Annotated in this window: 1 protein-coding gene; it reads left to right on the top strand. The window is 44.6% G+C overall.

Going from position 1 to position 410, the window contains the following annotated elements; genetic code table 11:
- The coding region (locus AN214_RS22785; protein WP_161805715.1) for a hypothetical protein at window positions 1–410 on the top strand (410 nt) is incomplete at both ends.

Here is a 410-nt window from a genome sequence, read left to right as displayed (position 1 = left end):
ACTACCGAGCTTTATCGTTACTATGAAACGCTGCTCTCGGGAGAAATTTTAGCTCCTATTGAAACTGATTGGACCTACCGTAATTTTGTTGCGTTAGAGCAAGATGATATTGCTTCAGTAACAGAGAATCAATTTTTTGAAAACATACTCGAAGACGCGCCGGATAAACAATTGTTTGATATTGAGGCCAAGGGTGGTGTCCCCAATCAACAAGAATATCGTGTAGAGAGCTTCTCGGCGCTAGCACCCAAATTAATTGCATTAGGAAAAAGCCTTGGCTACCCGATCCAGTCTGTACTTTTAACTGGGCATATGAAAGTAATGTCGTTAATGAGTGGTGAAGCGCATGCGGTGAGCAGTGTGACCGTGAACGGTCGACCGGAGCAGGAAGGTGCTGAGCAGAGTTTAGG

Origin of the sequence: Pseudoalteromonas sp. P1-9 (assembly GCF_001399975.1) — a bacterium.
Classification (GTDB): domain Bacteria; phylum Pseudomonadota; class Gammaproteobacteria; order Enterobacterales; family Alteromonadaceae; genus Pseudoalteromonas.
The sequence above is the reverse complement of the archived record's forward strand: the minus strand, read 5'-3'. Positions and strand labels throughout refer to the sequence as shown.